General features: G+C 74.7%; 24 protein-coding genes. 8 read left to right on the plus strand and 16 right to left on the minus strand.

Features of this window, described 5'->3' with window-relative positions; translation table 11 throughout:
- Nucleotides 1-6: 6 nt before the first annotated feature.
- From ligD (G1H19_RS09680) to G1H19_RS09695, 4 genes are all read right to left on the minus strand, one after another.
- On the minus strand, nt 7-942 hold the full coding sequence (gene ligD, locus G1H19_RS09680; RefSeq protein WP_162392234.1) for a non-homologous end-joining DNA ligase: 936 nt from the start codon (nt 940-942) through the stop codon (nt 7-9).
- Complete coding sequence (ligD, locus tag G1H19_RS09685) at nt 939-1,886, minus strand: non-homologous end-joining DNA ligase (RefSeq protein WP_152727673.1); 948 nt, start codon at nt 1,884-1,886, stop codon at nt 939-941. Before ligD (G1H19_RS09685) ends, ligD (G1H19_RS09680) begins: the two co-directional genes overlap by 4 nt.
- Nucleotides 1,887-1,927: 41 nt before the next feature.
- Nucleotides 1,928-2,881: a non-homologous end joining protein Ku gene (ku, locus tag G1H19_RS09690; RefSeq protein ID WP_152727672.1), complete on the minus strand. Its 954-nt coding sequence runs from the start codon at nt 2,879-2,881 to the stop codon at nt 1,928-1,930.
- Between the two features lie 133 nt (nt 2,882-3,014).
- Nucleotides 3,015-3,590, minus strand: a complete 576-nt coding sequence (locus tag G1H19_RS09695; RefSeq protein ID WP_152727671.1) for a DUF1360 domain-containing protein — start codon at nt 3,588-3,590, stop codon at nt 3,015-3,017.
- 180 nt (nt 3,591-3,770) lie between these two features.
- Between G1H19_RS09695 and G1H19_RS09700 the strand changes: the two genes are divergently transcribed.
- Both G1H19_RS09700 and G1H19_RS09705 read left to right on the plus strand, forming a co-directional pair.
- Entirely contained in the window at nt 3,771-4,205 is a 435-nt protein-coding gene (locus G1H19_RS09700; RefSeq protein WP_152727670.1) for a hypothetical protein, read from the plus strand.
- Nucleotides 4,206-4,475: 270 nt separating this feature from the next.
- Nucleotides 4,476-4,877, plus strand: a complete 402-nt coding sequence (locus G1H19_RS09705; protein ID WP_162392235.1) for an STAS domain-containing protein — start codon at nt 4,476-4,478, stop codon at nt 4,875-4,877.
- Nucleotides 4,878-4,966: 89 nt separating this feature from the next.
- Here the strand turns inward: G1H19_RS09705 and G1H19_RS09710 are convergent, their stop codons facing one another.
- Complete coding sequence (locus G1H19_RS09710) at nt 4,967-5,974, minus strand: DNA topoisomerase IB (protein ID WP_235927872.1); 1,008 nt, start codon at nt 5,972-5,974, stop codon at nt 4,967-4,969.
- Between the two features lie 57 nt (nt 5,975-6,031).
- Nucleotides 6,032-7,852 (minus strand): SpoIIE family protein phosphatase, encoded by a 1,821-nt coding sequence (locus tag G1H19_RS09715; RefSeq protein WP_152727667.1) that lies wholly within the window; start codon nt 7,850-7,852, stop codon nt 6,032-6,034.
- A gap of 243 nt (nt 7,853-8,095) precedes the next feature.
- Here G1H19_RS09715 and G1H19_RS09720 point away from each other — a divergent pair, with 243 nt between their 5' ends.
- Nucleotides 8,096-8,590, plus strand: a complete 495-nt coding sequence (locus tag G1H19_RS09720; protein ID WP_152727666.1) for an ATP-binding protein — start codon at nt 8,096-8,098, stop codon at nt 8,588-8,590.
- Entirely contained in the window at nt 8,587-9,531 is a 945-nt protein-coding gene (locus G1H19_RS09725) for an RNA polymerase sigma factor SigF (protein WP_235927873.1), read from the plus strand. Before G1H19_RS09720 ends, G1H19_RS09725 begins: the two co-directional genes overlap by 4 nt.
- A gap of 128 nt (nt 9,532-9,659) precedes the next feature.
- Here G1H19_RS09725 and G1H19_RS09730 read toward each other — a convergent pair whose 3' ends face one another.
- Together G1H19_RS09730 and G1H19_RS09735 are read right to left on the minus strand one after the other, a co-directional pair.
- The gene (locus tag G1H19_RS09730) at nt 9,660-10,811 is read right to left on the minus strand and encodes an SPFH domain-containing protein (RefSeq protein ID WP_235927874.1); all 1,152 of its coding nucleotides are present in this window, start codon (nt 10,809-10,811) and stop codon (nt 9,660-9,662) included.
- A gap of 83 nt (nt 10,812-10,894) precedes the next feature.
- Nucleotides 10,895-11,332, minus strand: a complete 438-nt coding sequence (locus G1H19_RS09735; RefSeq protein WP_235927875.1) for an NfeD family protein — start codon at nt 11,330-11,332, stop codon at nt 10,895-10,897.
- A 57-nt stretch (nt 11,333-11,389) separates the two neighbouring features.
- On the opposite strand from G1H19_RS09735, the gene G1H19_RS09740 reads away from it, so the two are divergent.
- Entirely contained in the window at nt 11,390-12,172 is a 783-nt protein-coding gene (locus G1H19_RS09740) for a hypothetical protein (RefSeq protein WP_162392236.1), read from the plus strand.
- Nucleotides 12,173-12,200: 28 nt separating this feature from the next.
- Here G1H19_RS09740 and G1H19_RS09745 read toward each other — a convergent pair whose 3' ends face one another.
- From G1H19_RS09745 to G1H19_RS09775, 7 genes are all read right to left on the minus strand, one after another.
- Nucleotides 12,201-12,986: an SDR family NAD(P)-dependent oxidoreductase gene (locus G1H19_RS09745; protein WP_162392237.1), complete on the minus strand. Its 786-nt coding sequence runs from the start codon at nt 12,984-12,986 to the stop codon at nt 12,201-12,203.
- A complete protein-coding gene (locus G1H19_RS09750; RefSeq protein WP_202925736.1) occupies nt 12,983-13,750 on the minus strand; it encodes an SDR family NAD(P)-dependent oxidoreductase in 768 nt (255 codons plus the stop codon). Before G1H19_RS09750 ends, G1H19_RS09745 begins: the two co-directional genes overlap by 4 nt.
- A complete protein-coding gene (locus G1H19_RS09755; RefSeq protein WP_235927876.1) occupies nt 13,747-14,751 on the minus strand; it encodes a cyclase family protein in 1,005 nt (334 codons plus the stop codon). Before G1H19_RS09755 ends, G1H19_RS09750 begins: the two co-directional genes overlap by 4 nt.
- A 160-nt stretch (nt 14,752-14,911) precedes the next feature.
- Nucleotides 14,912-16,057, minus strand: a complete 1,146-nt coding sequence (locus G1H19_RS09760) for a ferrochelatase (protein WP_202925737.1) — start codon at nt 16,055-16,057, stop codon at nt 14,912-14,914.
- 221 nt (nt 16,058-16,278) lie between these two features.
- On the minus strand, nt 16,279-17,061 hold the full coding sequence (gene fabI, locus G1H19_RS09765) for an enoyl-ACP reductase FabI (protein WP_152727664.1): 783 nt from the start codon (nt 17,059-17,061) through the stop codon (nt 16,279-16,281).
- 1 nt (nt 17,062) lies between these two features.
- A complete protein-coding gene (gene fabG / locus G1H19_RS09770; protein ID WP_268895977.1) occupies nt 17,063-17,800 on the minus strand; it encodes a beta-ketoacyl-ACP reductase in 738 nt (245 codons plus the stop codon).
- Between the two features lie 47 nt (nt 17,801-17,847).
- Nucleotides 17,848-18,984: a lycopene cyclase family protein gene (locus G1H19_RS09775; RefSeq protein WP_162392238.1), complete on the minus strand. Its 1,137-nt coding sequence runs from the start codon at nt 18,982-18,984 to the stop codon at nt 17,848-17,850.
- A gap of 131 nt (nt 18,985-19,115) precedes the next feature.
- Between G1H19_RS09775 and G1H19_RS09780 the strand changes: the two genes are divergently transcribed.
- From G1H19_RS09780 to katG, 3 genes are read left to right on the plus strand one after another with little or no spacing between them, the layout of a single operon-like run.
- A complete protein-coding gene (locus G1H19_RS09780) occupies nt 19,116-19,586 on the plus strand; it encodes a heme-degrading domain-containing protein (RefSeq protein WP_162392239.1) in 471 nt (156 codons plus the stop codon).
- A gap of 52 nt (nt 19,587-19,638) precedes the next feature.
- Nucleotides 19,639-20,124 (plus strand): Fur family transcriptional regulator, encoded by a 486-nt coding sequence (locus G1H19_RS09785; RefSeq protein ID WP_162392240.1) that lies wholly within the window; start codon nt 19,639-19,641, stop codon nt 20,122-20,124.
- Nucleotides 20,121-22,382: a catalase/peroxidase HPI gene (gene katG, locus G1H19_RS09790; protein ID WP_162392241.1), complete on the plus strand. Its 2,262-nt coding sequence runs from the start codon at nt 20,121-20,123 to the stop codon at nt 22,380-22,382. Before G1H19_RS09785 ends, katG begins: the two co-directional genes overlap by 4 nt.
- Nucleotides 22,383-22,447: 65 nt before the next feature.
- Here the strand turns inward: katG and G1H19_RS09795 are convergent, their stop codons facing one another.
- Nucleotides 22,448-22,813, minus strand: coding sequence for an ArsR/SmtB family transcription factor (locus tag G1H19_RS09795; protein ID WP_235927877.1), 366 nt, complete (start codon nt 22,811-22,813; stop codon nt 22,448-22,450).
- Nucleotides 22,814-22,862: the final 49 nt, after the last annotated feature.

Raw genomic sequence — 22,862 nt, forward strand, 5'->3', positions numbered from 1 at the left:
CGCCCGTCAGCGCGCCGGGACCTCCGGCAGGGCTGCCCGGTGCCGCTCCGGGACGGCGAAGAGGTCACCGAGCCGCTCCACCCGGTCGAGCACCGCGGCGGTGTCGAAGCGCAGGGTCGCGGGGTCGGCGCCGTCCCGGACGCCGTCGACCTCGGCCCAGTCCAGCGGGGTGGACACGGTCGCCCCGGCCCGGGCCCGCAGCGAGTAGGGCGCCACCGTGGTCTTGGCGGTGTTGTTCTGGCTCCAGTCGACCAGCACCTTGCCCGGCCGCAGCGCCTTCTCCATCCGCCACACCACCTGCTCCGGGGTCTCCCGGGACAACTGCTGGGCGAGGTCCCGGGCGTAGCGGCTGGGGTGGTCGGCGTCGGCGCAGCTGATCGGCGCGTACACCTGCATGCCCTTGGAGCCCGAGGTCTTCACCACCGGGTGCAGCCCGTCGGTGACCAACAGCCGGCGCAGCCGCTCGGCCACCGCGCAGCACTCGGCGATCCCGGCGCCGGGTCCGGGGTCGAGGTCGAGCACCAGCAGGTCCGGCAGCTCCGGCACGCCGTCCGCACCGACCCGCCACTGCGGCACGTGCACCTCCAGTGCGGCCATGTTGGCCGACCACACCAGGTCGGGCACGGTCTCCAGCAGCACCATGTCCAGCGTCTCCCGTCCCCGGGTGCTCCCCGGGGAGGGAACGGTCACCCGCCGCACCCAGGCCGGGGCGTGCCGGGCGCTGTTCTTCTCGAAGAAGCTCGGCCCGTCGACGCCGTCCGGCCAGCGGGTGAAGGTGACCGGCCGGCCGGCCACGTGCGGCAGCAGCACCGGCGCGATCCGTACGTGGTAGTCGATCACCATCGCCTTGGTGAACCCGACCTCGCCGAAGAGCACCTTGTCCAGGTTGCTGACCTCCAGCTGGCGGCCCTCGACCTGCACCCGCTGCCGGGTCGGGCTCACGGTTCGGTCACCACCTGCTCCACTGTCAGGTCGTCGCGCAGTCCGCGCCAGACGGGGTGCCGCAGCCGGCCGTCGCGGGTGCGCACCCCGTAGGCCACCTCCCCCACCAGCTCCGGCTGCACCCACTGGGCGTAACGGGCCACCTCGCGCGGCACCTCCCGGAACGGTGACGCCGGGCGCGGCCGGACGGCGGCCATCAGCTGGTCCAGCACCCGGTCGGTGAAGCCGGTGCCGACGTGGCCGACGAACACCAGCCCGCCGTCGGCGTCGGGCACCCCCACCAGCAGCGAGCCGATGCCGCCGGCCCGCCGGCCCGCGCCGGGGCGCCACCCGCCGACGACGACGGACTGGGTGCGCAGGTTCTTCACCTTGCGCCACTCGGCCGAGCGGGCGCCGGGCCGGTAGCCGGAGTCCAGTCGCTTGGCCACGACGCCCTCCAGCGCGTTGGCCAGGCTGGCCTGCTGCACGGTGCTGCCCACGCCGGACCCGTCCCCGGCGTACCAGGGTGTGGTCGTCCAGCGGCCGCCGGCGACGCCGAGCTCGTCGAGCCGGGCCCGGCGGGTGGCGTAGGGCAGCGCGGTGAGGTCCGCACCGTCCAGCGCGAGCAGGTCGAAGACCAGGTAGCTGACCGGCTCGGCGGCGGCGAGCCCGGCGACCTCCGGCCCGGTGCGGTGCATCCGGTTCTGCAGCAGGCCGAAGTCCGGCCGGCCCAGCCCGTCCAGGGCGACCACCTCACCGTCCAGCACGGCGTCCCGACCGGCCAGCGCGGCCGGCAGCCGGGCGAGCTCGGGGTAGCGCACGGTGATGTCGATCCCGCTGCGGGCGCGCAGCGCGAGCCGGCCGCCGGCGGTGGCGCTGACCGCGCGCACGCCGTCCCACTTGAACTCGTAGCCCCACCGGTCGTCCTCGCCGGCCGCCGGCAGCGGCCCGGACACGGCGAGCATCGGGGCGACCGGACCCGGCCACGGGTCCGGGGGGACGGCGCTCAGGCGCTCTTCTGCGACCGGGACGCCCGCTTGGCCGGCGCCTTCTTCGCCGGGGCGGCAGCGTCGTCGGCGTCCGCGGCGGGCTCCTGCGCCGGCGCCCGCTTCGTCGCCTTCCGCGCCGGCGCGGCCGGGGCCTCGTCGGCGACCGGCTCCGCGGCCGGCTCGGCGGGGGCGTCACCGCCGCGGGCGCGCTCCACGCTGCGCCGCAGCGCGCTCATCAGGTCGACCACCGCGGCGCCGTCGTCGTCGGTGGCCTCGGGCGCCTCGCGCACCTCGCCGCCGCTCTGCTTGGCCTCCAGCAGCGCGGCCATGGCCTCCCGGTAGTCGTCGGTGAACGCGGCCGCGTCGAAGTCACCGGCCATCGTGGAGATCAGCGACTCGGCCATGGTCAGCTCCTGCGGGCGCACCTCGACGTCCTCGTCGAGGAAGCCGAAGTCCGGGGTCCGGATCTCGTCCGGCCAGCGCATGGTGTGCAGCACCAGGACGCCGTCCAGCACCCGCAGCGCGGCCAGCGACTCGCGCTGCCGGATGGCGATCTTGGTGATCGCGACCTGCCCGGCGTTCTCCAGCGCGGTGCGCAGCAGCACGTAGGGCCGGACGGCCGAGGGGTCGGGTTCCAGGTAGTAGGTCTTCTCGAAGTGCACCGGGTCGATCTGGGCCTGGTCGACGAACTGGAGGACCTCGATCTCGCGCCGGGTGCTCAGCGGGAGCTCGTCCAGGTCGGCGTCGGTGAGCACCACGAGCTGTCCGTCGGGCAGCTCGTATCCCTTGGCGATGTCGCCGTACTCGATCTCGGCGCCGTCGACCGAGCAGACCCGCTTGTACTTGACCCGCCCACCGTCGGTCCTGTGCACCTGGTGGAACTTGATGTCGTGGTCCTCGGTCGCCGAGTACAGCTTGACGCCGATGCTGACCAGGCCGAAGGACACCGCCCCGCGCCAGATCGATCGCATGGCTGCCTCCTCACCCGATGGCCCGGACACGCACCGGACCCGGCAGGGCCACACGATAGGGGTCGACGGGCCACCCCGCCCAGGCCCGGCGCCACCAGGTGTGCCCAGGTCACCCGCACGGGTGTGCGCCGGGTCAGGCCCCGGTGTCCCCCGGCTGGAAGGCGCCGTTCTGGATGCCGTCGTAGACGAACTGCAGCACGTCGGACCCGGCCACCATCGTCATGGTCAGCGCGGCCAGCCGGGTGGCCCGCGGCGCGGTGACGTAGCCGAGCACGAAGCCGGTGCCGACCCACTGCGCCAGGCAGAACGGGCAGGTCAGCAGCTCACCCACGGCGTGCTTCACGCCGCCGTGCTCCCGCACCTCCTCGGCGATCTCGGCCTCGCCCGAGGTGCCCTGGTAGGAGGTGAACGGCGCGCGCAGCGGGCTGGTCACCGGGTCCTTGGCGATCCGCCGGGCCAACCGGAAGGTGCCGACGGTGAGCAGCACCGCGTCGGCCAGCGGGATGCGGGTGGGCAGCTCCCGACCGGAGACCCGGATCGCCCCGGCGGCGGCGGACACCAGGCCGAGGTAGACGCCCATCGCGCCGAGGTCGGCGGCGAGCGGGCGCGGCTCGCCGTGGGTGTACTCCTGCTGCTGGGTGCGGGCCCACCGGCGTACCGGGCCGCCGATCCGCGTGACCTGGTCGGTGAGGGTGTCTGCAAGGGACATGCCGCGCCCCTACCCCGGCCGTGCCGGCGGCACCCGGACCCCGGCGCCCGGATCTCCCGGGCATGGTCGGGCGGACGGCGGGTAGGGGCCGGGCCACGACGCCGGTCACCCGACCGGCCCTCCCGTCCCCTGGGACGGACGACGCGCGCGCCCCGGTGCGCGCAGGACGGAGACGCCCGCATGACCCAGCCAGAGGGACAGACCGCCCGGGACATCTCCTTCGAGGACAACGGCATCCCCGACCTGCAGGACGGCAGCCCCGAGCAGCAGTGGAACGAGGACCCGGAGTTCCTGCCCGAGCCCGGTGAACGACCCACCGCCACCGTCGACTTCGGGACGACGGCCGCCGAGCAGGCCACCGGGGAGGACCTGACCGGCCGGCTCGACCGCGAGGTGCCCGACGTCACCGACGAGATCGGCTCCGAGGTGGACGCCGGCGCCCGCCCGGCCGAGGACCCGCGCCGCACCTCCGTGCAGCTGCACCAGGACGACGACCGCATCCCCGGGACGAGCTCCGGCACCGACAGCACCACCGACGACGTGCTCGCCGTCGGCGACGAGCCGGTCGGCGGGCAGGGCCCCGAGGAGAGCGCGGTGCACGTCATCGACGGCTGACCGACCCGACGCACCGGCAACCCGGCTCGCACCCCTGGCCAGGGGCGCGAGCCGGGTTGCCGTCGTCCGGGTTGGGGTGCAGCCTGCCGTTGTGGTTGTCTGGAGCTCACGCACGGTTGAACCACCAGCCTGCCCCCGCCCGCGCCGGGCCCTCCCGGACGCGGGCCCACCAGCGTGCCCCCGGCCCGCCGGGCCCCGGACCTCGTCGAGCGGTAGGTTCGCGTGGCCAGGTGTGCCCGCGTGGCACACCCCTGAGAGGAGCTGCACTCCGTGACCTCATCCGACCTGCCCGCCGAGGGCCAGCGCGACGTGTCCGGCGAGGACACCGACGCTCCCTTCGACGACGTGATCACCCTGTCGACGTCCACGGATGCCGACGGCACTGTCACCGTGACGGTCGTCGGCGAGGTCGACACCTTCACCGCGCCGGTCCTGCGCTCGTCGCTGGACAACCAGCTGGAGAGCCAGCCCACCGAGCTGGTCATCGACCTGTGCGGGGTCCAGTTCCTGGGCTCCGCCGGTCTCGCCGTCCTGGTCGAGACGCAGAAGGCGGCCCGGGCCCGCGACGTGGGCCTGCGCCTGGTCGCCTCCACCCGGGCGGTCACCCGCCCGCTGGAGGTCACCGGCCTGATCGACCTGTTCACCATCGTCGACGGCAGCACCACCTCGTAACCCGATGGAACGGCCCCCGTGCAGGGTCCCGCCGCGAGCGTGCGAGCGGTGGAGGGCACGGGGGCCCTCCTTCAAGCGCTGAGCAGCCTTCAGGCGCTGAGCAGTCGGCAGACGGCCTGTTCGACCACCCGCTGCGCGGTGCGGTCGTCCGGGGCGTCCGCGGCCTCGCGCAGCGCCTCGGCGACGGTCTCCCCGTGCTCGAACCGGTCGACCACCCGCGGGTCCACGTAGCTCTTGCGGCACACCGCCGGGGTGTTGCCCAGCTGCTCGGCCACCCGCGTGTAGGCCTCCTTGAGCACCCGCTTGCGCGCGGTGACCGAGCTCGGGCGCTCCCCCTCGGCCAGGGTGGCGGCCATCATCACCGTCGCCGTCCAGGTGCGGAAGTCCTTGGCGGTGATCTCGGCGCCGCTGATCTCCTTGAGGTAGGCGTTGATCTCGTCGCTGGTCACGTCGTGCCAGCTGCCGTCGGCGAGCGGATAGCCGAGCAGCTCCCCGCCCTGGTCGGCGGGCCGCTCCAGCAGCGCCCGGACGACGGTCGCGGTGGGCCGGTCCAGCAGCTCGACCTCCCGCTCGATGCCGCCCTTGGCGGTGTAGTGGAAGAACACCCGCTCCCCGCGCACCGAGACGTGCTCGCGGCGCAACGTGGCCAGGCCGTAGGTGCCGTTGTCCTCGGCGTACTGCTCGCTGCCCACCCGGAAGGCGCCCAGGTCCAGCAGCCGCACCGCGCAGGCCAGCACGCGCTGCCGGTTCAGCCCGCGGGTGCGCAGCGCGGCGACGACGGCGTCCCGCACGTCGGGCAGCTGGTGGGAGATCTCCAGCACGCGCTCGTGCTTGGCGGCGTCCCGGCGGGTGCGCCACTCCTCGTGGTACCGGTACTGGCGGCGGCCCGCGGCGTCGGTGCCGGTGGCCTGGATGTGGCCGTTGGGCCACGGGCAGATCCACACGTCCCGCCAGGCCGGTGGGATCGCCAGGCTCTTCACCCGGTCGACCCGCTCGTCCCGGACCAGGGTGCCCGACTCGTCGAAGTAGGCGAAGCCCTTCCCGGCGCGGCGCCGGGTCCAGCCCGGGCCGTGCACGTTGCTGCGGCGGAGTCTCACCTGGTGTGGGTGCGCCGCCGGCGGCCCCCGCAAACCCGGCTCACCCCGCCGGGTGGCTCAGACCAGATCGACCAGCGAGGACGCGCCGCTGATGCCCAGCACGTGCGCGGCCATGCCCTCGGCATGGGTCCGCACGGTCAGCCGCCAGCCCTCGGCCTGGGCGATCCGCGCGACGGCGAACACCACCCGGACACCGGCCGAGTTGAACAGCGCCGTGTCCGTGAGGTCCAGCACGCACGGCGTGGTGCCGCCGCGACTGGCCTCCAGCAGCCGGATCCGCATCTGCTCGGCGTTGCCGGCGTCCAGCGCCCCGGACACCCGGACCACCGGCAGCGGACCGGTCCGGTCGACCACCGCGAGGTCCTCGGCCCCGCCGACAGGCTGTTCCCGTTCGCGGTCCCCGCCGCGACGCAGCTGCACGGACAAGGTCACGGTCGTGCCGCCGGTCTCCTCCAGCAGGACCTGGTCGACCATCTGCCGCATGATCAGCAGCCCGCGCCCCCGGTCGCCGGGCTCACGGTCCGGGGTGCGCCACCGGCCGTCGTCCCGGACCACGACGGTCAGCACACCGTCGACGTCGACGTCGGCGTGCACGTGCAGCAGCCCCGCCTCGCCCTCGGGGTAGGCGTGCTCCACGGAGTTCGCGCAGGCCTCCCCCGCAGCGACCAGCAGGCCGACGCGGTCCCGCTCCGCCATGCCCAGGGTGGCCAGCCAGGTGCCCAGCCGGCGGCGGACCCCGGACAGGCCGGCCGGCACCGCGGGCAGCTCGAGCACGAGCGGACCGGGGGTGCTGGCCCGCCGGTGGGCCACCAGCACGGCGACGTCGTCCGGCCGGTCGAAGCGGCCGCGCAGCATCTCGGCCACCGTGCCGGCGATGTCGGTGTCCGGGTCGGCCTCCAGCGCCACCACCGCCCGGTGGCTGGCCTCGGCCAGCAGCCGGATGCCCTCCGCGGGCCCGCCGGTCAGCGCGGACAGGGCACCGTCGCTGAACAGCACCAGGGTCTCCCCCGGCTCCAGCACGCACGCGCCGACCGTCGCGGTCACACCGGGGACGGTGCCCAGCGGCGGGCGCGGCTCGACGTCCAGCGTGCTGCTCGCGCCGTCCCGGTGCACCACGATCGGCGCCGGGTGCCCGGCGGCGGCGTAGCTCAGCCGCCCGGTGGCGGCGTCGAGCAGGCCATAGAAGACCGAGGCGCCGTCGACGTCGCCGGTACCGGCGGCGAAGGCGTCCAGCGCGGCGACCACCCCGGCCGGCTCCGGGTCGCGCTGGGCGGAGGCGCGCACCGCCCCGCGCAGCCGGCCCATCGCGCCGACTGCGGGCACGCCGCTGCCCACGGCGTCCCCGATGACCAGGGCCAGCCGGCCGCCACCGAGGGGGACCGCGTCGTACCAGTCACCGCCGGCCGACCCGACCCGGCTGGCCTGGTGGTAGCTGCCCGACAGGCGCATCCCGGGCAGCAGCGGCAGGGTCGGCGGCAGCAGCGCGTGCTGCACCTGCTCGACCAGGTCGGCGTCCTCCAGGGTCCCGCCGTGCGGATCCAGCACCACCAGCGCGCCCGGCCGCCCGTCCAGGTCGAGCAGCCAGGACGACGCGAGGACCTGCGGGCCGTCGGCGTCCGGGCCGCCCAGCGCGCCGCGGGTCCGCTGCTCCACGCCGTCCCGCACGACCGCCGCCGCCAGCTCGTCCAGGCGCCGGCCGCCCACCACCGGCAGGCCGCCCCCGGAGCCGGCCAGTTCCTGGGCCCGGGCGTTTGCCCAGAACACCCCGTCGCCGTCCACCGCCCACAGCGCCCGGCCCGTCACCCGGAGAGCCGCCAGCAGCCGGGCGTCGCGCTCGGCGCGGGGACCCGGGGTCTGCTCCGGTGGGCTCGGGCTCATCTCGGGCCAGGGAACCCCAGGCTCGGCCGCGTGGCAACCGCAGGTCAGCCACTCCGGTGACCGGCCTCGACCGCTGGTTTCACCGCCCGCGCGCCCGGGTAGCGCAGCGATACGCCCGACGTGGTGTCCACCGGCCTGCCCCGACCACCGGGACCACCCGGTCCGGACGCCGGGCCAGGACGCGGAACGCACACCGGTGCTCGGCCGAGCGCCGGTGGGACGACAGAAGGAGCGGGAGACGGGATGGCCGACACCACCGGCACCACGGCTGACGGGGCGCGCCGCGCCGAGAGGCTGGAACTGCGTGTGCCGACGTCGCCGACACAGCTCCCCGCCGTGCGGGCCATGGCCGGCGACCTGGCCATGCGGATGGACTTCGACCTGGACGCCGTAGAGGACCTGCGCCTGGCCGTCGACGAGGCGTGCGCCACCCTGGCCACCGTCGCCGCCGACGACGCCCCGCTCACCGTCGTGTTCGAGGCCACCCGGTCGGGCCTGCACATCGAGGCGTGGGTGCCCACCGTCGGCACCGTCGATGTACCCCGCGACGGCTTCGGCTGGGCCGTGCTCGCCACCTTGGTCGACGTGGTCGACGCCGGGGCGTCCACCCAGGCGAAGGTGCCGGCCGGTGACGGCAGCGAGAGCCCCGTGGCGACCATCTCCATCGACAAGCACCTGCCGCGGGTCCCCTTCGGCGGCCTGGCCGGGCCGGGCGCCGACCTCACGGTCGTCCCGTGACCCGGTCGACCATGACGTCCCGCGCCCCGGACGACGGGCCCGCGGACCAGACGCCGGTGGCGCCGGCCGTGCCGGTTCCCGACGACGCGGCCGGCCGGCGCGCGCTGCACGCCGACATCGAGACAGCGCCGATGCAGGTCGTGGGCACGGACACCCCGACGCCGGACCCGCCCATGTCGGAGAACCGGAAGCGGGCCGAGCGCACCGCGCCACTGTTCGCCGAGCTGGCCGGCCTGGAGAAGGACGACCCGCGCCGCGAGCGGCTGCGGGAGGTCCTCGTGGAGGAGCACCTGCCGCTGGTCCGGCACTTCGCCCGCCGCTTCAGCAACCGCGGCGAGCCCTTCGACGACCTGCTGCAGGTGGGCACGCTGGGGCTGATCGGCGCCATCGACCGGTTCGACCCCTCCCGGGGTGTGGAGTTCCTGTCCTTCGCGGTGCCCACCATCACCGGGGAGATCAAGCGGCACTTCCGTGACCAGGGCTGGTCGGTGCGGGTGCCCCGCCGCCTGCAGGAGCTGCACCTCTCGCTGAACGCGGCGGTCAGCGAGCTGGCGCAGAAGAACGGTCGGGCACCGACGCCGAGCGAGCTGGCCGAGTTCCTCGGCATCCCGCGCGCCGAGGTGCTCGAGGGGCTGGCCGTGGCCAACGCCTACCGCAGCAGCTCCCTGGACGAGCGGCTGAGCGGTGAGGACGACTCCCCCACCCTGGCCGCCACCCTGGGCTCGGAGGACGCCGCGCTGGAGGGCGTGGAGTACCGGGAGTCGCTGCAGCCCCTGCTGGCCACCATCCCCGCCCGCGAGCGCCGCATCCTCATCCTGCGGTTCTTCGGCAACATGACCCAGTCGCAGATCGCCGCGGACATCGGCATCTCCCAGATGCACGTGTCCCGGCTGCTCAGCCAGACCCTGGCCAAGCTCCGCGAGGGCCTGCTCAAGGACTGAGCACCTGGTCGCCCTCCGGGCTCCGACCGCGGCCAGGAGCCGTGCCCCGGAGCCCGGAGCACGTCCAGCCCTCCTCGGGGACCCTCCGGGCCCCGCTCGATCGGGCTCTGCAGGTGCCGGACCGTCGGTTACTGCTGCGGCGGGTCGGTGAGGTCGGAGATCGGCGGGACCGGGGGCAGCAGCGGGCCCTGGTCGGCGATGCTGGACAGCGAGATCTTCGCCTCGGGCTGGTCAGCGGCCGGCGGCAGGTTCGAGTCGAACCACGACGCGGTGTCCAGCGACGGGTCCGGGGCGCTCGGCGGCCCGGCGGGTGGGGTGCCGACGTCCAGCCAGGACCGGCCGTCGCCCTCACCGGGCCCGCCCAGCCGGGACAGCCCCTCCAGTGCCTTGCTGAACTCGCTGGGGACGATCCACATCTTGTTCGCGTCGCCCTGGGCGATCTTCGGCAGCGTCTGCAGGTACTGGTAGGCCAGCAGGCCCTGGTCGGGCTTGCCGTCGTGGATGGCCTTGAACACCGTCTCGATCGACTTCGCCTGGCCCTGCGCCTGCAGGAACAGCGCCGCCCGCTCGCCCTCCGCGCGCAGGATCCGGCTCTGCCGCTCCGCCTCGGCCTGCAGGATGACCGCCTGCTTCTGGCCCTCCGCGGAGAGGATCTGGGCGGCCTTCTGGCCCTCGGCCGTGGTGATCGAGGACTGCCGCGCACCCTCGGCGGTGAGGATGACCGCCCGCTTGTCGCGGTCGGCGCGCATCTGCTTCTCCATCGAGTCCTGGATGGACGGCGGCGGGTCGATCGCCTTGATCTCCACCCGCGCCACCCGCAGGCCCCACGGCCCGGTGGTGCCGTCCAGCACGGTGCGCAACTGGGAGTTGATCCCGTCCCGGCCGGTCAGCGCGCCCTCCAGGTTCAGCCCACCGACGACGTTGCGCAGCGTCGTCGTCGTCAGCTGCTCCATGCCGGTGATGTAGTTGGCGATGCCGTAGACGGCCAGCCGCGGCTCGGTGACCTGGAAGTAGACGACGGTGTCGATGCCCACCTGCAGGTTGTCGGCGGTGATCACCGGCTGCGGCGGGAAGGAGATGACCTGCTCGCGCAGGTCGATGGTGGCCCGGACCCGGTCGACGAAGGGCACCAGCAGCGCCAGGCCCGGGGAGAGCGTGCGGCTGTAGCGGCCGAGACGTTCGACCACCTTCGCCTGGGCCTGGGGCACGATCGTCACGCTCTTGATCAGCACGACGATCACGAACAGCGCGATGACGGCCAGGGCGATGAGTGCAGCCACGATGGTGGTCCTCCGGTCCTCGGTGGTGTGCGGCGCTGATCCTGCTCCCCGGGCCCGGGGAGGTCACGCCCGGCCGGGCGGGTTCACCCCACGGTGTCGGCGACGACGGCCACTGGGCCGTCGATGGCCATGACCCGCACCGTCTCGCCGACCTCGAACACCGCGCCCTCGTACTCGGTCCGGGCACTCCACACGTCGGCGCCCAGGCTGACCCGGCCGTCGCGGTGGTCGACCCGCTGGGTCACCACGCCGGTGCGGCCCACGTGTGCCGCCGGGCCGTCGACCTGCTCGGAGCTGCGGGTCTCCAGGTGGCGCCGGGCGACCGGCCGGACGAGACCGAGCAACCCGGCCGAGACGAGCGCGAACGCGCCGACCTGCAGGGCGTACGCGTCGCCGGCCACGAGGGCCACGGCGAGCCCGCCCAGAGCACCCCCGGCGAGCATCAGCAGCACGAGGTCCAGAAGGAAGACCTCGCCGACGGCGAGCACCACCGCACCGATCAACCAGAACAGCCAGGCCACGTGAGGAGTCTGACACGGCTCCCCCCGACGGCCCGGTACGTCGTAGCCTCGGCAACCGTGCACGACTACCCCGCCGGCCGCTTCGCCGTCTGGTCGACCGCGTGGCTCACCGGTCGCACGTCCTACGACCAGGCGCTGGACGCCGTGACCGGCGACGGGGCGGGGTCGGGGGGCAGGGCGCCGGGCACCGCCCACCGCGTCGTCGGCATGCCGGGGGTGACCGACGCCGCCGCCGGGGACGCCGTCCCGCTCGGCTGGGCGCTGAGCGCGCTGCTCAGCCGGGGTGAGCGCCGGCTGCGGCTGGTGCTGCCGGCCCCCGGCGACGTCCGCGACCTGCCGGCCGTGCCCGGACTGGTGTCGCTGGCGCTGGAGTCCGGGCAGGCGGCGGTGGGCTCGACCGTGGCGCTGGTGCCGGAGCAGCTGGGCACCGAGATGGTGAGCTGGACGGCGTTCGACCTGACCGGGGTCGCACCGCCCCCGCCGCCGGTGGAGGGCACGCTGCGGGCGGCGTCCGGGGCCCTGGACCTGGCCGTGGCCGGGTCCGCCCGCACCCTGGCCGAGCTGGACCTGGCCCGCTGGAACCCCGAGGTGCCCGCGCTGCTGGCCGGGCTGGCGCGGACCACCTCCGCCCCGGGGTTGCCGCCGGACCACGAGCCGCTGGCGCTGTCGGTGCTCGGCCGGGCCTCCCGGCTGTCCCGGGTGCTGGACCTGGCGATGGCCGACGCCCCCGGCGCGGCGGTGACCCACGCGCAGGCCCGGGCCCGCGACGAGGCGCTGCGCCCGCTGGCCCAGGCCCTGCGCGAGGCGACCACCGCCGCCTACAACGCGGTGCCCCGCTAGACCCCCGGGCCCTCGCGCGGCGGCGTCCTCAGTGGGTGGCGGGGCCGGGCAGGACGGCGGACCAGCCGCCGTCGACCATCAGGTTGGCGCCGGTGACGTAGGAGGCCTCGTCGCTGGCCAGGAACACGGCGCAGTTGACCACCTCGGCGGGCGTGCCGACCCGCCCGAGCGGGATGTGCCGGGCGATGCCGAGCAGCGGTGAGTCCGCGTCGTTGAGGTCACCGCTGGTCGCCGGGGTGGCGATCATCCCGGGGCTGATGCTGTTGGCGCGGATGCCGTGCCGGGCACCCTCACCGGCCAGCTGACGCGCCATGGCCACCACGGCGCCCTTGCTGGCCGTGTGCGCCAGCCGCGGGTTGGTCACCGAGCCGGTGACGCCCGCGGTGGAGCCGATCAGCAGGATGCTGCCGCCGCCCCGGGCGACCAGGTGCGGCCAGGCGTGCTTGACGGGCAGGAAGACGATGTCGACCTCGTTGCGCATCACGAACGACCAGTCGGCGTAGCTGATCTCCGCGACCGGTGAGAACCGGGTGGCCCCGGCGTTGGCGTAGAGCACGTCGATGCCGCCGTACCGGTGGGCGGCCGCGTCCACCCACGCCTGGACGGCAGGCTCGTCGCCGAGGTCGAGCGGGTGCGTGCTGTCCATCTGCCCGCCGGCGGCGCGCACCAGCTCGACGGTCTGCGCGGCACCGTCGGCGTCGACGTCGGTGCCGACGACGGTGGCGCCCTCGGCGGTGAACCGCAGCGCGGCCTCCCGGCCCTGGCCGCTGCCGGTACCGGTGATCAGCACGACCTTGCCGGCGAGCCGGCTCACGTGGGCTCCCTCATCGCGTCGCTGATCGACTTCGTGCCGCCGTGGGCGCTCAGCCCACCGTCGACGGGGATCTCGGCACCGGAGATGTAGGTGGCGTCGTCGCTGAGCAGGAAGGTGATCAGCGGCGTGATGTCGTCGACGGTGCCCAGCCGGCCGAGCGGTGTCTCGGCCAGGTTGCCCGCCCGGAAGGCCGGGGCTGCCGAGGCGCTCATCGGCGTCTCGATCCATCCCGGGTGCACGATGTTGACCCGGATGTTGCGCGGGCCCAGCTCCAGGCTGGCGGCCTTCGCCACGCCGCGCAGCGCCCACTTGCTCGCCGTGTAGGCCACCGGGTAGTGCCCGGTCAGCCCGGCCACCGACCCGATCACCACGATCGAGCCGCCACCGGCCATCAGCGGGGTGACCGTCTGGATCCCCAGCAGGGTGCCGAGCACGTTGACCGCGTGTACCCGGGCGACGTCCTCGGGTGCGGCGTCGGGCACCCGGGCCCGCCAGGTGATGCCGGCGTTGGCCACCAGCCCGTCCACCCGGCCGTGCCGCTGCACCAGGTCGGCGCCCAGCGCCGCCCAGCCGCCGGCGTCGGTCACGTCGAGCTGCACGTAGCGGACGCCGTCGAGCTGCTCGACGGGCTCCGCGGACAGGTCGAGACCGACCACGGTGGCGCCGTCCGCGGTCAGCCGCCGCGCGAACGCGGCGCCCTGCCCGCGCCCGGCCCCGGTGACCACCACGACCTTGCCGGCCAGCCGGCCGGTCGGTCCGGTCACCGGATGGCGACCGGGTGCAGCGGGGCACCGACGGCCTCGGTGACCATCAGCGGCGCGGCCACCAGGAAGCTGTCCCACTGACCGGTGGCGGCACAGTCGGCCGCGAGCTCCTCCAGGTCCCACATCTCGCCGAGGAACAGGCCGATGTGCGGGATGACCACCTGGTGCAGCGGCTGGAAGGCCTCGTCGAACTCGTTGGGCCGCACCTCGAAGCCCCAGGTGTCGGTGGCCAGGCCGGCGATCTCGCTGCCGTGCAGCCAGTCGGCGGTGGTGAAGGACAGGCCCGGCGCCGGGCCGCCGGCGTAGTCGCCCCAGCCCGCCCCGGCGGCCAGGCCGCGGCGCACCCGGGCCAGCTGGCCGGTGCGCACCATCACGATGTCCCCGCGGCGGACGTGGGCGGACTCGCCCTGGGCCTGGATCGTGGCCGCCAGGTGCTCGGCGGTGATCGCGAACCCGTCCGGCAGCTCGCCGTCGGTGCCGAGCGCCCGCCCGACGTCCAGCAGCACCCCGCGCCCGGCCATCCGGGCCCCGACGGTCTGGATGCCGGTGACGTGGTCGCCCATGCCGTCGACGACCTCCGGCGCCTTGCGCCCGTTCCAGGCGACGGCGTGGTCGAAGATGTGGCCCAGGCCGTCCCACTGCGTCGAGCACTGCAGCGGCATGGTGATCATGTCGTCGGCGCCACCGGCACCGTGCGGGAAGCCCTGCACGCCGAAGGCGGAGTCGGTCCCGCTGTCCATCATCACGTGCAGCGGGTTGATCCGGCGGCGCCAGCCCTTCTGCGGGCCGTCGCCGCCGAACGCCTGGGACAGCGAGATCGCCGTCCCGCGGCGGATGGTGGCGGCCCCGGCCAGCCGGGCGGCGTCGTCCAGGAAGTTGAGCGTGCCGAGCACGTCGACGGCACCCCAGCGCCCCCAGTTGGAGACGCGGGCGGCTGCCGCCGCGATCGCACCCTCGGGATCCGTGCGGTCGATGGCGGGCGCCACCGGCGTGCCGGTCACCGGGTCACGCCCGGTGCGGCCGTGTGACCAGCGGGGTCGATGCTCTGCGCCTGCACGCGTGTCCTCCTCGATGAGATGAGGACCACTCTGCGACCTGGAGATAACCCCGGGAAGGTCGATCCGTTGATGCCGCTCATGCACGCGGCTGATCCGCTCGGGGTCAGCGCGCGGGGCGGGCCGGCCGCTGCACGAAGCAGCAGGCGGCCGGGCAGTTGGTGCCCAGCCGGGCCGGGGCGCCGGCCCGGCGCTCGGCCACCAGCTCGCGCACCATGCCGACGAAGCGCGGGTGGGTGCCGGCGGTCCCGGCGCGGGCGAAGCCGAGGCCCAGCTCGCGGGCGGTCTCCGCGGCCTCGTTGTCCAGGTCCCAGATCACCTCGACGTGGTCGCTGACGAACCCGATCGGGAACAGCACCACCGCCTGCACACCCTCGGCGGCCAGGGCCCGCAGGTGGTCGTTGACGTCCGGCTCCAGCCACGGCACCGACGGCGGGCCGCTGCGGCTCTGCCACACCAGGTCGAACTCCCGGCCGGGCGCCACCGCGTCCACCACCAGCCGCGCCGAGGCCATCAGCTCCGCCTGGTACGCACCACCGGTGGGCCCGGCCTTGGCGGCCATGGCGTCCGGGATGCTGTGCGCGGTGGCCACCAGCCGGGCGCCGTCCCGCTGGTCCTCGGGCAGGGTCGCCAGCGCAGCGGCGAGCGCGTCGGCGTTGGCCTGCACGAAGCCGGGGTGGTCGCCGAAGTGCGGCAGCTTCTCCGCCGTCGGGCCGCCGTTGCCACCGGGCTCGCCGGCGGTCGCGGCGCGAGCCCGGGCGACGTCCTCGTGGTACTGCCGGCAGCCGGACGCCGAGGCGAACGCCGACGTCGGGAACACGTACACGTGCTCGATGCCGTCGGCCGCCATCTGCGCCCAGACGTCCTCGACGAACGGCGTCCAGTTGCGGTTGCCCCAGTAGACCGGCAGGTCGAGCCCGGCCGCGGCGAAGTCGGCCTCGACCGCCGCGATCAGGGCCCGGTTCTGCTCGTTGATCGGGCTGACCCCGCCGAAGTGGTGGTAGTGCTCGGCCACGTCGACCAGCCGTTCGGGCGGGATGCCGCGCCCGCGGGTCACGTTCTCCAGGAACGGCATCACGTCGTCGTGACCCTCCGGCCCGCCGAAGGACAGCACCAGCACCGCCTCCCGGCGGCCCGGCGGCGGCGGTGCGCTCCCGGGATCGGCACCGCCGTTGTTGCGGACGGCGAGCGAGGGGTCCTCGTCCGGCGCCTGGCCGGGCGGGGTGAGGGCGACGTCGGACTGCTTGGGCACAACGGAACGGTACCCACGCGCGACCGGCCGGGGCACCGGGCCGTCCGCCGGGCCCCCGGCAGCCACGTCCGCGCAAACAGCCAGGTACCGAGCGGCCATTTCCGCGCAAACGGCCGTGCACGGCGGCCACTTCCGCGGAAAGGGCCGGGGGCCCGGGCGGCCATTACCGCGGGAAGGGCCGGTTGGGGTGGCTGGTTGGGTGGGCGGGCGCTGGGTGGGGGTCAGACGCCGACGGCGTGGAAGCCGCCGTCGACGTGCACGATCTCGCCGGTGGTGGCCGGGAACCAGTCCGACAGCAGCGCGGCGATGGCCCTGCCGGACGGCTCGGTGTCGGTGACCGACCAGCCCAGCGGTGCGCGGCTCTCCCAGGCCTCCTCGAACTGCGCGCTGCCCGGGATCGACTTCATCGCCATGGTGCGCAGCGGCCCGGCGGCGACCAGGTTCACCCGCACGCCGTCCGGGCCCAGCTCGCGGGCCAGGTAGCGCGACGTCGACTCCAGCGCCGCCTTGGCCGCGCCCATCCAGCCGTACACCGGCCAGGCCACGGTGGCGTCGAAGGTGAGGCCCACGACGGAGGCCGACGAGCCGAACAGCGGGCGGCAGGCGTGGGTGAGCGAGGCCAGCGACCAGCTGGACACCTGGAACGCGGTGGCTGCGTGCTCCCAGGCGACCTCGGGGAAGCCGTCGCCCATGGCCTCCTGCGGCGCGAAGCCGATCGAGTGCACGACGCCGTCGAGGCCGTCCACGTGCTCGCGCAGCCGGTCGGCCAGGGTCGACAGGTGCTCGGCGTCCGTCACGTCCAGCTCGACGACGGCGGCCTCCTGCGGCAGCCGCTTGGCGATCCGCTGGCACAGCGACAGCGCGCGCCCGAAGTTCGACAGGACGACGGTGGCGCCCTGCTCCTGGGCGATCCGCGCCGCGGAGAACGCGATCGACGCCTCGGTCAGCACGCCGGCCACCAGGATCTTCTTGCCCTCGAGGATGCCGCTTCCCACAGTTGCCATGTCAGTGCCCCATCCCCAGTCCGCCGTCGACCGGGACGACCGCCCCGGTGATGTACCCCGCGTGCTCGCCGGCCAGGAACCGGACGACGCCGGCGACCTCCTCGGCCTCGGCGTACCGGCCCAGCGGCACCTGGCCGAGGATCTCGGCGGCCCGCTTCTCCCCCAGCTCCGCGGTCATGTCGGTGTTCACGAAGCCCGGCGCCACCACGTTCGCGGTGATGCCGCGGCTGCCCAGCTCGCGGGCGATCGAGCGGGCCAGGCCCACGAGCCCGGCCTTGCTCGCCGCGTAGTTGGTCTGCCCGGCCGAGCCCAGCAGCCCGACCACGGAGGACACGAAGACCATCCGCCCCGCGCGGGCGCGCAGCATCTTCGGCGTCGCCCGCTTGGCCACCCGGTAGGCGGCGGTCAGGTTGGCGTCCAGCACGTCGGTGAAGTCGGCCTCCTTCATCCGCATGAGCAGACCGTCCCGCGTGATGCCGGCGTTGCTCACCAGCACCTCGACCGGGCCCTGGTGCTCCTCGACCTCGGTGAACGCGCGGTCGACGTCCTCGGTGCTGGTGACGTCGCACCGCACCCCGAACAGGCCGTCCGGGGCGCCGCTGCCGCGGTGGGTCACCGCCACGCTGTCGCCCGCCTCGGCGAACGAGCGGGCGATGGCCAGCCCGATCCCGCGGTTCCCGCCGGTCACCAGCACCGACCTGCCCACGTGCACCCCCTGCGTCGACTGCGTCGTGATCACCCTAGGGGTACCCGGCGGGGTGCACCGGATGGAGCCGGGGCACCGGGTCAGCAGCGCCGGGCCGCCAGCCGCGCGCTGTCGGCGAGCAGCCGCCGGCGCTGCTCGCCGGGCAGCGCGCGGTAGGTCCGCCACATGACCCGGGCGACGTCGCGGGCCGGGCTGCCGACGTCGAGGTAGGCGGCCCAGGTCTCCGGCGGCAGGGTGAAGAAGCCGGCGAAGAAGGCGTCCAGGGCGTCGGCGTCGCGCAGCAGCAGCACCTCCCGGCCCAGCGCGAGCAACCGGGCGGTGCCCGGTGGACGGGCCGCGGCGACCACCCGGCGGAGCGCGGGTGCGTCCGCCCCGTGGCCCAGTGCCGCCGCCAGGCGGGGGGCCAGCCGCAGCGAGGACGCCACGCTGTACCCGGTCGCCGGGTGCACCAGGCCGGCCGCGGCACCGATCGGCACCCCGGGCCCCCGGCGGGCGGCGGCGTCCAGGGCGATGGCGACCTTCTCCGGCGGGCCCACCGGCCGCAGCCCGCGGTGGTCCAGCAGCCGGTGCAGCCGGCGCCGCAGGTCCGGCAGCGGCACCGGCGGCCGGGCGGCGAGCGAGGTGGCCTCCAGCAGGGTGCTGCCGTCGCCCAGGTCGAAGCCGTAGAGGAACGCCGGTGGCGCCCCGGCCTCGGCGAGCACCGCGAGGTCCATGAACAGCGCGCCACCGGCCGGCACCAGGTCCGGCACGGGGGCCTCGACGACCTCGCCCCAGGCCCGCTGCTGCGCCCGGCCCGGTCCGGACCCGCGGGCGTCCAGCACGACGCCGGCCTCGACCCGGCTGCCGTCGGCCAGGGTGACCGCGGTGTCCGTGAGCCCGGTGACCCGGCCCCGCACCCGCCGCGGGACCTGCTCCAGCAGCGCGGCGTGCACGACCTCGTTGCGCAGCCGGGCGTAGGCCCGGGGCAGCCGCTGCTCCCCCCCGGCCCGGGTGCGGACCACGGTGGCCGGGTACACGGTCGCGGCCGCCCCGGCGTCCAGGCCCAGCGCCGGCGCCACCGCGGCGAACTCGTCGGCCCACAGCCCGTAGGTGTGCGGCCAGCGCTCCAAGGACGGCGCCACGACCACGGTGTCCCGTCCCGCCCGGGCGCACGCCGCGGCGGCCGCCAGACCGGCCGGGCCGGCCCCGGCGACGACGACGTCGGCTGTCCGCTGCACGCGCAGAGCCGACCACACCGGGACGACGGGGGCGCGAGGGCCCCGCTGGGGCGCCGGACGGAGCGGGGCGCCGGACGGACCGGGACGTCGGACAGACTGGTCGCCCGGACCCCACGACATCGGGAGGCCGCGTGAGCGACCCGGGCACCCTGCTGGCCGAGCTCTTCGCGCAGGAGGAGCGGCTCGTCCTGGACCACCTCGACGAGGCCCTCGCCTGGGAACTGGGCTCGGCGCTGCGCGCGGCCGCGCTGGCCGGCTCGCTGCCGGTGGCCGTCTCGGTGCGCCGCAACGGCCAGCGCCTGTTCCACGCCGCGCTGCCCGGGGCGTCGGCGGACAACGACGGCTGGCTGGAGCGCAAGAGCGCCGTCGTCGACCGGTACGGGCACTCCTCGCTGCTGGTCGGCGAGCAGTTCCGGATGGGCGGCAGCACCTTCGAGCAGAGCTCGCGGCTGGACCCGGCCCGGTTCGCCGCGCACGGCGGCGCGTTCCCGCTGCGGGTGCGCCGGTCCGGCTGCGTGGGCACGGTCGCGGTGTCCGGCCTGCCGCAGCGCGAGGACCACGACCTCGTCGTCCGGGTGCTGGGCGAGGTCCTCGGCCGCTGAGCCGGCCCGCCGCAATGTTGACTCGTTCCAGGAAAGCGGTGAGGATGGCGGCGTGCCGGACCCCCAGGAGCTGGAGCGCGTGCTGCGCGCGGCAGGCCTGCGGGTCACCCGTCCGCGACTCGCCGTCCTGCACGCCGTCCACGACCACCCGCACGTCGACACCGACGTCCTGATCGGCGCCGCGCGGGCCCGGCTGGGCACGGTGTCGCACCAGGCGGTCTACGACGTGCTGCAGGTGCTCACCGAGCGGGGCCTGGTCCGGCGCATCCAACCGCAGGGCTCGGTCGCCCGCTACGAGGCACGGGTGGGCGACAACCACCACCACCTGGTCTGCCGGTCCTGCGGCGTGATCAGCGACGTCGACTGCGCCGCCGGCGCCGCCCCCTGCCTGGTCCCCTGGGCCGGCGAGTCCCCCGCCCACCCCGACTTCCTCGTCGACGAGGCCGAGGTCATCTACTGGGGTCGCTGCGCCTCCTGCGCCGCACGCCCTGCCGTCTCCGACACCGACCGTCCCGCTGCACAGAGAGGCACTCCGTGACCGAGCACGACAAGTCCCAGGTCGACACCGCCGACTTCGACCAGACCGAGGTCGTCAAGACCGAGAGCGCGAGCACCAGCGAGAGCGAGAACCCGGCGATCAAGGCGCCGGAGCCGGTCTCCAACGGCCGCCCCCGCACCACCCGCGACTGGTGGCCCAACCAGGTCGACGTCCAGGTGCTGAACAAGACGTCGAAGGACTCCGACCCGCTGGGTGAGGACTTCGACTACAAGGCCGCCGTCGCGACCCTGGACGTCGAGGCGGTCAAGCGCGACATCGTCGAGGTCATGCACACCTCGCAGGAGTGGTGGCCGGCCGACTGGGGCCACTACGGCCCGCTGTTCATCCGGATGTCCTGGCACGCCGCGGGCACCTACCGCATCGCCGACGGCCGCGGTGGCGGCGGCGAGGGCGGGCAGCGCTTCGCCCCGCTGAACAGCTGGCCGGACAACGCCAACCTGGACAAGGCCCGCCGGCTGCTGCTGCCGGTCAAGCAGAAGTACGGCCGCAAGCTCTCCTGGGCCGACCTGCTCGTGCTCGCCGGCAACGTGGCGCACGACGACATGGGCCTGAAGACGTTCGGCTTCGCCTTCGGCCGCGCCGACAACTGGCAGCCCGGTGAGGTCTTCTGGGGCCCGGAGGACACCTGGCTCGGAGACGAGCGCTATGCCGACAACGCTCCGCTCGACCTGGACGACGGCCACCTCGCCGCCGTCACCATGGGCCTGATCTACGTCAACCCGGAGGGCCCGCAGGGCAAGCCGGACCCGCTGGCCTCCGCCCACGACATCCGGGTCACCTTCAGCCGGATGGGCATGAACGACGAGGAGACCGTGGCGCTGATCGCCGGCGGCCACACCTTCGGCAAGACCCACGGCGCGGGCAACCCCGAGCTGGTCGGCCCGGAGCCCGAGGGCTGCCCGGTGCACGGCAACGGCATCGGCTGGGTCAGCCAGTACGGCACCGGCAAGGGTGCCGACACCATCACCAGTGGTCTCGAGGGCGCCTGGACCCCGACGCCGACGCAGTGGGACAACACCTACTTCGAGATGCTGTTCAGCTACGAGTGGGAGCTGACCGAGAGCCCGGCCGGCGCCAAGCAGTGGAAGCCGAAGAACCCCGAGGCGCAGGAGCTCGTCCCCGACGCGCACATCGAGGGCAAGAAGAACGCCCCGATGATGGCGACCACGGACCTCGCGCTGATGGCCGACCCGGCGTTCAAGGAGATCTCCGAGCGGTTCTACAACGACCCGGAGTACTTCGCCGAGGCCTACGCCCGCGCCTGGTTCAAGCTGCTGCACCGCGACATGGGCCCGAAGAGCCGCTACGTCGGCCCCGACGTCCCGGCCGAGGAGCTCATCTGGCAGGACCCGACCCCGGCCGTCGACCACGAGCTCGTGGGCGAGGCCGAGATCGCCGACCTGAAGGCGCGCCTGCTGGCCTCCGGGCTGACCGTGTCGCAGCTGGTGCACACGTCCTGGTCGGCGGCGGCGTCCTACCGCGGCACCGACAAGCGCGGTGGCGCCAACGGCGCGCGGCTGCGCCTGGAGCCGCAGATCGGCTGGGCGGCCAACCAGGGCGTCACCGACGTGCTGCCGGTGCTCGAGCAGGTCAAGGCCGACTTCGAGTCGCAGACCGGCAAGCGGGTCTCGCTGGCCGACCTGATCGTGCTCGGTGGCACCGCCGCGGTGGAGAAGGCCGCGGCCGACGCCGGCGTGCAGGTCACCGTGCCGTTCCACCCGGGCCGCACCGACGCCTCGCAGGAGCAGACGGACGTCGAGAACTTCCGCTGGCTGGAGCCGCGGGCCGACGGCTTCCGCAACTACCTGCAGCCGGGCAGCAAGCTGGAGCCCGAGACCCTGCTCATCGACCGCGCCTACATGCTGGAGCTCACCGCGCGGGAGATGGTCGTCCTGCTCGGTGGCCTGCGCGTGATCGGCGCGAACACCGGCGGGGTGCAGCACGGCGTGTTCACCGACCGGCCCGGCGTGCTCTCGCAGGACTTCTTCCGCAACCTGCTGGACCTCGGCATCCAGTGGCGCACCTCGATCGACGACGAGGGCGTCTACGAGGGCCTGGACGCCGACGGCAACGTCGTCCGCACGGCGACCGCGGTCGACCTGGTGCTCAACTCGAACTCCATCCTGCGCGGCATCGTGGAGGTCTACGCCTCCGACGACACGAAGGAGAAGTTCGTGCAGGACTTCGCGGCCGCCTGGGTGAAGGTCATGGAGCTGGACCGCTTCGACCTGCGCTGAGCCGCCTGCTCCCGGTGCCCCGGTCCGCCACGTGCGGGCCGGGGCACCGGCGCGTCCGGGCCCGGTCAGGCGCGCGCCGGCACCGCCCCCGGCAGGAGCGCGGCGACCGTCTCCATCGCGCCCGGCACGATCGAGAACCAGGCCCACACGCCGCGCTTGTCGCGGGCCAGGAAACCGGCGTCCACGAGCACCTTGAGGTGGTGGGAGACCGTCGGCTGGGTCAGCCCGAGCGGGTCGGTGAGGTCACAGACGCACGCCTCGCCGGCGGGGCTGCCGGCGATCAGCGACAGCAGCCGCAGCCGGGCCGGGTCGGCGAGCGCCTTGAGCCGGCGGGCGAGGTCGGCGGCCTGCTGACCGGACAGGCCGGCGGCCAGGGCCGCCGGTGGGCAGCACGCGGCCGGGACGGTGGTCGGTGTGCCCCGGGTGTCCACCGGCACAGTCTGCCCAGGACATTGACGCCCGTCCATACCTCCGGCAGAG

The organism is Goekera deserti, assembly GCF_010685995.1.
Taxonomy (GTDB): domain Bacteria; phylum Actinomycetota; class Actinomycetes; order Mycobacteriales; family Geodermatophilaceae; genus Goekera; species Goekera deserti.

Coding starts and splice junctions, on each gene's coding strand:
- ligD (WP_152727673.1), bottom strand. CDS start 1,886: ATGCTCGCCGTGTCCGGGCCGCTGCCGGCGGCCGGCGAGGACGACCGG.
- ku (WP_152727672.1), bottom strand. CDS start 2,881: ATGCGATCGATCTGGCGCGGGGCGGTGTCCTTCGGCCTGGTCAGCATC.
- G1H19_RS09695 (WP_152727671.1), bottom strand. CDS start 3,590: ATGTCCCTTGCAGACACCCTCACCGACCAGGTCACGCGGATCGGCGGC.
- G1H19_RS09700 (WP_152727670.1), top strand. CDS start 3,771: ATGACCCAGCCAGAGGGACAGACCGCCCGGGACATCTCCTTCGAGGAC.
- G1H19_RS09715 (WP_152727667.1), bottom strand. CDS start 7,852: ATGAGCCCGAGCCCACCGGAGCAGACCCCGGGTCCCCGCGCCGAGCGC.
- G1H19_RS09720 (WP_152727666.1), top strand. CDS start 8,096: ATGGCCGACACCACCGGCACCACGGCTGACGGGGCGCGCCGCGCCGAG.
- fabI (WP_152727664.1), bottom strand. CDS start 17,061: ATGGCAACTGTGGGAAGCGGCATCCTCGAGGGCAAGAAGATCCTGGTG.